Below are 8057 nucleotides of genomic sequence, written 5' to 3'. Positions count from 1 at the left end.
GCGTGCAGCGATGTCCTACGCGGCATCAAACAGACTGCGAAGAGAAGCGTGACCCGGATGAGCGACAACGATCCTAAGCAACAAGAAAAACGAGCTTGACCCAAATGCCCAATTAGAGAAGCGGACTTTGACCGGCAGTGCCGACGCTGCGCCGCAGCTTCCCGGAAGCGGACATTGATCGATCGCGCAGCATTTTGGCGGAGCTGATGACAGCTCTTGCGGACAAGTGAGCCTTCGCTGCGAATGCGCCAATGACCGCTTTCGTAAAACGAACATGACCAAAAACGGCGCAACACAGCAGTTCAGCAAGCAGGCAAGAGTCTGGAGCCGCAGCTCGTACTGCCGCCATTTACTGCACTTCCTCGATTTGTGCATCGATCGGACTCTGAGTTTCTGGTAATGGCGTCACCTGGTTTCAAGCCGATATCTGAGGAACCTTGCCCCATCGTAATTGACCTCCCCAAAGTGCCTGGCACCCAGTCTTTGGAGAGCGCTCAGGTTCTTCCGCGATGGCGGTAACAGGAATGTGACGAAGGGAATGCGGTCGTCGGCAATGGCAAATTCGATAGCTTCTCTTGTAATGCGAAGTCCGAGGCCAAACGCATCAGGCCGCAGAACAAGGCCGAAGTCCCATTCGTCACCTTCCTTCTGAAAACCACCCCATCCGACGTAGCGGCCGTCGACCAGGAATGCCCAGTGCCCAAGGCCGTCGCGCGCCCAACGCTGCTCCTTGCTCGCAATGAATTTCTTCGCAACATCAGTGTCCCACTTCTTGGAAAGCAGGGGCATGTGTTCCGCCACACGGGGATCGGACATGTGCGCTGCTATCTCGGTAGGTTCAACTTCGCGCAACCGGGCAAATTCTATGTCACCTTGCAATCTCGTTTCCCTTCGGGAGGTGGACTGTTGCCGGAGCGCTTACTTCAGACCGTCTCGGCAACGCCGTCGTAAACGCGAGCCCCAGCTAGGGTCCTGCCAACTCGTTCTCCAGAGCTTTCTGAAGCAACGGCGCTGTGTCATGCACCCATTGTGGTTCATTGTTTCTGACAATCAGCCAGAATCTCGTACCTTCCTCCCAGAACGTGGCATCAATCAAACCCGGCTCCTTCTTGTGCTTCTTGAAGTGCCAATGGACTGAGTTGGGGTATTTTACGCGCGAATAACCTCCGATGTGAGAGATGTACAAGCCCGTCGCCTTCGCGGCGCGCTCGACAACGCCCATCATCTCTTCCATGGTGATCTCATCATCAATGCACATCTCAAGTTCATATGATTTCTTTTCTTTTGCCACGATCTATCCTTTCGGGAGCCTCCACCTCGCAGCTACTTGAGGTTTTGGTTCGGTGAGAATGGGCCTTAACGGCAATACAGCGATGTTGAGGCGAACTATCAATCGGACGCGTCTCACACCTGCCGCGCGATTTTGACGGCCTCAAATTCTGCTACGCTTTCGTCACTACCACTTGCGAAACAAGCCACTGTGACGGGGTCAGGCCTGTCCGGGAAATGGTAGACTGCATTGACGCTGAACGGCCCCCCGCCTGAATGTCCGATCGCTCGCCCAACTTCGCCAACCGCGCCAGACATCAGGCCAAGTGCATATCCACACTCTGTCCATGGTCGTCCGGGAATTGCGCCGCCGATGACATGCCGAGCGAGCATATCATCAAGTATCTGGCCATGAAGTAGCTGACCTCGGAAGAGAGCATGAAGAAGATGTGCTGCATCCGAAACAGAGCCGATCAGGCAACCATGAAAGACCCAACGTGGATCATAACCGTCAGCCGCGTCCCAAATCAGTGAAGCCGTTTGCTCGGGAGTTTCCCAATAGTTCACAGTCTGCAATCCCAAGGGCTGACAAATGAGATCCGAAATCACTCTGCCAAGTGGCATCCCGGTGGTCTCTTCAATCAGTTCACGGACGTGCCCGTAGCCAATGTTGGAGTATGACCAACCCTGATCAGGATCAAAAAGCATGCCTTGGGCCATCGCTGCTTCCAACAACTTCGGGCGAGACCACGGCTCTTCCTTTCGGGCAACAGCCGCACGATAGGATTTCAGCGGCTCGTAATCCGGCAGGCCCGAAGTGTGTTGCAGCAGTTGACGCAGGGTGAATGGCTGACCCGGCACGATAGCGTCCAACTTCAAGTAACAGGCTTCTACAAGCTTGAGTGCGCAAATTGAGATCGCCGTCTTTGTGAAACTCCAATACGGGAACAATGCCCCGGACGCGCTATCCCCACCCTCGCGACCTTCGGTGGTTATCCAGTGGTGGTATATCGGCTGTAGCGTCATCGAATAGGTCCCAGGCTTCATTGCGAGTTGGTCAACACGACTTTGCTGACCAAGCCACCGGCTTCGAGCATCGCGTGTGCTCTGGATGCCTCGGACATGGGCACTTCCGCCGTAATGGCAGGGCGTAGTTGTCCCGTTGCAGCCTTCTCCAACAAGTCCGTCAGCGTATCCGTGTACCAGTCGAGGTTTTTTGCGGGATAGCTCAGCATACTGGGTGACATGGGCACGCTCACGCCATTTGGCAAAAGCGCCACCGTGCCGGCGGTCAACAGGCTGAGTGGAATGATGGCGGCACCGGATTGGTAGATGGATGCCATTCCAAGCATGACCAACCGTCCGCCGCGTTTGAGGCACCGGCTGGAGCGCCAGAGTTGGCGAGGGCCACCGACGACATCAATTACGACATCCACCCCATCGTCGGTTAAATCGCGAATGCGACGGACAAAGTTGTCGGTCTTGTAATTGATTGGGGTGGCGCCATTTTCGGCAATGAAGGCACTCGATCTATCGCTCCCGGTGCCGAACATCTCGAAATCTGCTAAATTGCCCAATTGCAGCAGCGCTGAACCAAGGCCTCCGGCCGCGCCATGAATCAAAACCCGCTCACCGGGCCGCACCTTGGCTGTCTTCTCCAGCACGAGCGAGGCCGTGAGGTAGTTGGTTATGATCGCTGCCGCTGTGACGGGCTCAACGCCACCCGGCACTGGAACCAGTGTTTCAGCCGGGCGGACGATCATCTCCGCGTAGCCGCCACCCTGTCCAAACGTCCAGCCAGCAACCCTTTGGCCCGAGGTGAATTTGGTCACATTCGGTCCGACGGCATCCACAATGCCGACAAAGTCTTCGCCGGGCGTATAGGGCGTTTTGGTGAAGCCCAAGAACCAATGGCCACGGATCATCAAATCATAGCCGGAGACACCTGCAGCCTCGATACGGATGCGGACTTCGCCAGCACCCGGCGTGCGGACCTGAGCTGGCTCCCAAGACACTACCTCTGGTCCACCACGTCTATGAACGACGCTTGTGTTGTATGTGTTCCGATTCATGACAAAGCGCTTTCTTGCGTTATGATTGGGAGGGTGGGATTTGCGCGACCGGGATAGTCCTTACCGTTCTTGCGTATGGCTTCGAGAAAGCTTGCAATGCGTTTGGCGTTCTTGCCCGCGTCCACTAGTCCTTCGCGCGACTTCGAGCGCATGTCGACGCAAGTCATGCTATCCTGTTCTCTCACCTGGATGACGACGTCATCGACAAAGCCTAAGAACGGCGTCACTGCCTCTGCCTCCACGGTACCGCTTGCAGCGTTTGCATAGTGCACATTCCATCCGCGCTGGCAGTTTGCTGCATCGACAATCCTCTCAAAAAGACGGTCGGCGGGCTCGTTTGACGTCAACGATCGAACGTGTGGATAGGCATTCCGAGCCTTCGCCTTAAAGCTCTCAGGATAGGTCATATCGCGCCCCAAATTCTCGGGTAGGCCAAGAGCGGCGTTGAATACGGGCGGATCACTCAGGTCAGTCGTCACATCATTGATAGACGGATAGCTGAGGTCTCTAACGACCATGACGAAAACGGCGGCAAAAGGAACAACTGATACAGCGACCAGATACCACGATGGCATCTGGTCGATGACAAACAGCATTACTACGATAGCGGGCCCACTTGGAGCCCCGATCATACAGATGCCCCAAGGACGGATCGCAGGACGCATCCTTGCCAGGCCCAAAGCAAGGCCTGATGCAATGATCAGGTAAGGCAACAAGACAGCAAAATGCATTGGGCAAAAGTCCCTTCGAATTTGTTTGGGTTAAACGTGTGAGTGAGCGTTCGCTTGCGCGGCTAGGGCGACAAGCTCTCCGCAATGAGATCGAAGACCAGTCGGATCCGCTTGCTGGATTGCAGCTCACGATGTGCGACCAGCCAGGTCGGGATTGTGAAGGGGTCGATTTCGGTCAGCACAGGTTGAAAATCGGGAAACTTGCCCGCAATCCGGTCTGTCATGATCGCAATGCCATGCCCGTGGCGCGCAATCTCCCACTCAACAAACTGAGACTGCGACGCGTATCTGAAGTTCTGTTTTGTCAGCGTCAGGCCAAGTGACGTTAGGTGGCCGAGCATGCCTTCGACGTCGCCAAAACTCACGAACTGATGATGAGATGGATCGTCGTCAAGCTTCGGTAGTCCGAAATTTTCCGTGTATTTGGCGGTCGCATAGAACCTTGCTGTGTCTTCACAGATAAGCTTGGCGAAGAGGTCAGGTTGCTCCGGTCGAGCGTGCCGCAAGGCAATGTCGGCCTCTCGAAGGAGCAGGTCGCTGAGTTTGTTTTCCGCAAGGATTTCAAGCTCAAGTTTGGGTGCAATTTCTTTCAGACGATCCAGAATAGGCGGCAGAAGATAAGCTGCGGTCATGTCCGCTGCCGAAACGCGCACCAACCCTTCGATAGCCTCCGCCTGACCAGAGGCTGCAAGCGACACCAAGTTGGCTCCGCAGGCCATAGTGCGTACATGTTCAAGGAGCGACAGACCCACAGGTGTCAGCGATACCGAACGCCCCGTTCGCTCAAATAGAACAACTCTGAGTTCCTTTTCGAGTGCTGCAATTTGTCGGGTGATTGTGGGCTGCGTGACGCCCAGAACTTCAGCAGCGGCGGACAGAGAGCGTTCCTCGGCTGCTGCCAGAAAAGCCCGGGCTTGGTTCCAGTCAAAAGATATTGAGTTCCAGTTCATGGGGTCGGTTATACATTCGACACCATCCTACAAAAACCAACGTCTTTTCGCAGTTTGGTATCGAAAAACGCATAGGTTTCGCTTCGGCATAAAGAGTTGCGCCCGTTCGTAGAGCAGATCCAACCTCATGTGCCCTCGCGCCAACTGGCGGAGGGAATCTGACGCGAACGACAAGACAAGGATACCCTGGCCCCCGAGAGGCCAACGAAAAAACCTCAGCTTGGTCAGGATGATAGGCTTATGTTGAATTTGTTCCCGTCGAGGTCCCGGAAGTAACCTCCGTAGAAGTTTTTGCCGCGCTTTCCAGGAGCCCCTTCGTCAGTTGCACCATGTTCAAGCGCAATTGCATGGACGGTATCGACTTGATTGCGGTCACTTGCGGCAAGCGCAATCATTGTGCCGTTTCCATTCGAGGCAGGCTGTCCGTCAAAGGGATAGGTGACTACGATCATCGGCTTACCCGTTCCAAAGTTGTAGCCGATCATCTGTTCAAGGGTGTACGCGCGGGTGCCGTTGACTGCACCAAACAAGGCATCGAAGAAGACTGCCGAAGCAGCAAGGTCGGTGGTGCCGATGGTTACATAATTGATCATGATTTCTCTGGTGCTTTGAGGTTTGTACGCGGCAGCTCTTTGTCCCGCTCCGATATCTGTCACGTGATAGGTGTGTAACGCAAATTGAGGCGACAGTCGGACCGATCGATATTCTTCCACTCAGAGGAAAAGCCGAGTGTGGCTCCAACGAAAAGAAACTGATGTCCCGTTCCCTAGCCGCAATAGACCGCCCGTTATCGCATGGAAACCAACGTTTATGCGTGGTGTGCCAATGAAAAGCGTATACATGTTCGGCGCTTCTCACGACCCAGTCCGGTAACCTAGTGTAGTTGATATGCAAGGACAGCCCGTCCGGTGATTGCCGATGTTTTCAGGTGCTGCGGCGTACCTTCACCAGACCGGAATTTCACTGCGCGCGCAAAACCAAGAAGCTGCAAGCTCACAGGTCGCGGATGGAACGGACGAAGCGCCAATTCGCTGCGCGTGCGCCAACGTCAGCTTGAGCCGACGCGTTGTAATTCAAGCCACCAAATACTATTTCAACGCTGAGAGATTGGAGATGACTGACATGGATTACTCACTCGCACGCTAACACCACACCTTGGTTTCCATTTCCGCGAGCGCGCCCCATGACTTCTGTTTCCATCGCCAGCCTAAGCTGGCAGACTCCCACAAATTACACCCTTTTCGATGATCTTAGCCTGACTTTCGGTTCAGGGCGAACTGGGCTTGTTGGGCGCAATGGGACCGGCAAGTCCACCTTGCTGCGCCTCATAGCAGGCGAGCTTTCACCAAGTAGCGGGGCTATCACCGGACCATCTTCCATCGGCTATCTTAGACAAAGCGCGGAAGAGGTTTCCGCCACGACCGTTGCCGAGCTCTTTGACGCATCCGATCAACTTCGCATCCTCCGCCGCGCAGAACGCGGTGAGGCAAATGCCGACGACCTAGAGGTCGCGGACTGGACGCTGGAAGCGCGGCTTGAAACCGCGCTGACCAGCCTTGGACTGGACCTGTCGCTAGAAACACAACTGAACACGCTATCCGGAGGGCAAAGAACCCGCGCTGCCCTTGCGGCCCTCTTGTTTGCCAGCGATGACGTGCTGCTGTTGGATGAGCCGACAAACCACCTTGATCGCACTGGTCGTGAGCATGTGATGAATATGCTGCGCGGTTGGAATGGCTGTGTCATCGTTGCGAGCCACGACCGCACCCTGCTCGAAGAAATGGATGCGATTGTTGAACTGACCAGCCTTGGTGCAAAGACCTACGGCGGTCCTTACAGTGCCTACCTCTCCGCGAAAAAAGCAGAACTGGAAAATGCAGAAGACGACCTTGCACAGGCGCAACGCAACAAGGCCGCAACAGAGGCCCGCGCGCAGCGCGCGGCCGAGAGAAAGGCGCGAACCGATCGTCAAGGCAAACAACTTCGCGCATCAGGTAGCCAGTCTAAATTGTTGCTGAACGCAATGAAGGAACGCAGCGAAGGATCCGGCGGGTCTGCCGCGCGTTTGCGGGACCGGCAAACACAACAGGCCGAGGCAGACCTGAACGCCGCTCGGGAAGAGATGGAAGTGCAGGCGCCGCTCAATATAGACATTCCACCCTCCGGTTTGGCCAGCACCCGACAAGTCCTGAACGTGGATCGTATCACGTTTGGATACGACGCGAGAGCACCGATCCTCACCGATGTTTCTTTTGCGATCCAAGGCCCCGAGCGTCTGGCAATCGAAGGCGCGAACGGCACGGGTAAATCCACAATGCTGTCCTGCATCGAAGGCAAGTTGCAGCCACAGGTCGGCTCAGTTGCGATCCAGGTTCCGTTCACGCTTATCGATCAGGAAATGAGTTTTCTTGATCCCGCGGAAACTGTCCGCGAGGCTTTCGCGCGTCTCGATCCAAAAGCGACCGAGAATGACCGTCGCGCCACTCTCGCGCGTTTTCTGTTTCGCGGCGATGACGCGGACCAAAAGGTCGGATCGCTCAGCGGCGGGCAGAAGATGCGAGCCGGTTTGGCCTGCAGTCTGGGGCATAGCGAGCCGCGCCAATTGCTGTTGCTGGATGAGCCGAGCAACCATCTTGATATCGAAGCTGTTGAAACACTCGAAGCGGCGCTAAGGTCGTACGATGGCGCAGTTGTCGCCGTCAGTCACGATCATGCATTTCTCAAACAGATTGGGGTCCAGCGATGGATTGCACTCTGATCCATAGCGGTCATTCGTGCACACTGCAGCATCAGTCACTTTGAGCTCACAGCGGACCTCAGGTGCGGCGCGGTATATTCGGTTGAGAAGAGCCATGGGCATGTTGGGGCCGGCCCAGAGCCGACCTCCACCGTTGGTTCTCGATGCTGCGGCGCGGCCCGTCGAACCTGCCTTTCGCTGCGAGCGCGAAATCGTGTAACGGACGAACTAGCGGTCTGCGGACGAAGCCGACAGGGGAAAACTTGCCCAAAACAGTAGTGTGGCGCATGCTTCCCTT

At 55.7% G+C, this 8057-nt stretch carries 8 protein-coding genes; 1 reads left to right on the top strand and 7 read right to left on the bottom strand.

Annotated features, from left to right (window positions below):
• Window positions 1-405 precede the first annotated feature (405 nt).
• The 7 genes from AADZ90_RS20275 to AADZ90_RS20245 all read right to left on the bottom strand — a co-directional run bounded on the left by AADZ90_RS20275 (window position 406) and on the right by AADZ90_RS20245 (window position 5615).
• Window positions 406-816, bottom strand: a complete 411-nt coding sequence (locus AADZ90_RS20275) for a GNAT family N-acetyltransferase (RefSeq protein WP_367312258.1) — start codon at window positions 814-816, stop codon at window positions 406-408.
• Window positions 817-964: 148 nt separating this feature from the next.
• Window positions 965-1291 (bottom strand): hypothetical protein, encoded by a 327-nt coding sequence (locus AADZ90_RS20270; RefSeq protein ID WP_367312259.1) that lies wholly within the window; start codon window positions 1289-1291, stop codon window positions 965-967.
• Window positions 1292-1404: 113 nt separating this feature from the next.
• A complete protein-coding gene (locus tag AADZ90_RS20265; protein ID WP_367312260.1) occupies window positions 1405-2295 on the bottom strand; it encodes a serine hydrolase domain-containing protein in 891 nt (296 codons plus the stop codon).
• 17 nt (window positions 2296-2312) lie between these two features.
• The gene (locus tag AADZ90_RS20260) at window positions 2313-3284 is read right to left on the bottom strand and encodes a zinc-binding dehydrogenase (protein ID WP_367312261.1); all 972 of its coding nucleotides are present in this window, start codon (window positions 3282-3284) and stop codon (window positions 2313-2315) included.
• A gap of 53 nt (window positions 3285-3337) precedes the next feature.
• Window positions 3338-4072 (bottom strand): DUF1499 domain-containing protein, encoded by a 735-nt coding sequence (locus tag AADZ90_RS20255; RefSeq protein WP_411997120.1) that lies wholly within the window; start codon window positions 4070-4072, stop codon window positions 3338-3340.
• 62 nt (window positions 4073-4134) lie between these two features.
• Entirely contained in the window at window positions 4135-5022 is an 888-nt protein-coding gene (locus AADZ90_RS20250; RefSeq protein WP_367312263.1) for a LysR family transcriptional regulator, read from the bottom strand.
• Window positions 5023-5246: 224 nt separating this feature from the next.
• Complete coding sequence (locus tag AADZ90_RS20245) at window positions 5247-5615, bottom strand: VOC family protein (RefSeq protein WP_411997119.1); 369 nt, start codon at window positions 5613-5615, stop codon at window positions 5247-5249.
• Window positions 5616-6205: 590 nt separating this feature from the next.
• Here AADZ90_RS20245 and AADZ90_RS20240 point away from each other — a divergent pair.
• Window positions 6206-7780 (top strand): ABC-F family ATP-binding cassette domain-containing protein, encoded by a 1575-nt coding sequence (locus AADZ90_RS20240; protein ID WP_367312265.1) that lies wholly within the window; start codon window positions 6206-6208, stop codon window positions 7778-7780.
• Window positions 7781-8057 lie beyond the last annotated feature (277 nt).

It is taken from the genome of Aestuariibius violaceus, assembly GCF_040779325.2.
GTDB classification, from domain to species: Bacteria; Pseudomonadota; Alphaproteobacteria; order Rhodobacterales; family Rhodobacteraceae; genus Aestuariibius; species Aestuariibius violaceus.
Note: the sequence above shows the minus strand (reverse complement) of the source record. Positions and strands in the feature narration are given on the sequence as shown.

Excerpts from the sequence above, each read along its gene's own strand:
- AADZ90_RS20255 (WP_411997120.1), bottom strand. The coding sequence starts at position 4,072 with ATGCATTTTGCTGTCTTGTTGCCTTACCTGATCATTGCATCAGGCCTT.
- AADZ90_RS20250 (WP_367312263.1), bottom strand. The coding sequence starts at position 5,022 with ATGAACTGGAACTCAATATCTTTTGACTGGAACCAAGCCCGGGCTTTT.
- AADZ90_RS20245 (WP_411997119.1), bottom strand. The coding sequence starts at position 5,615 with ATGATCAATTATGTAACCATCGGCACCACCGACCTTGCTGCTTCGGCA.
- AADZ90_RS20275 (WP_367312258.1), bottom strand. The coding sequence starts at position 816 with ATGTCCGATCCCCGTGTGGCGGAACACATGCCCCTGCTTTCCAAGAAG.
- AADZ90_RS20265 (WP_367312260.1), bottom strand. The coding sequence starts at position 2,295 with ATGACGCTACAGCCGATATACCACCACTGGATAACCACCGAAGGTCGC.
- AADZ90_RS20240 (WP_367312265.1), top strand. The coding sequence starts at position 6,206 with ATGACTTCTGTTTCCATCGCCAGCCTAAGCTGGCAGACTCCCACAAAT.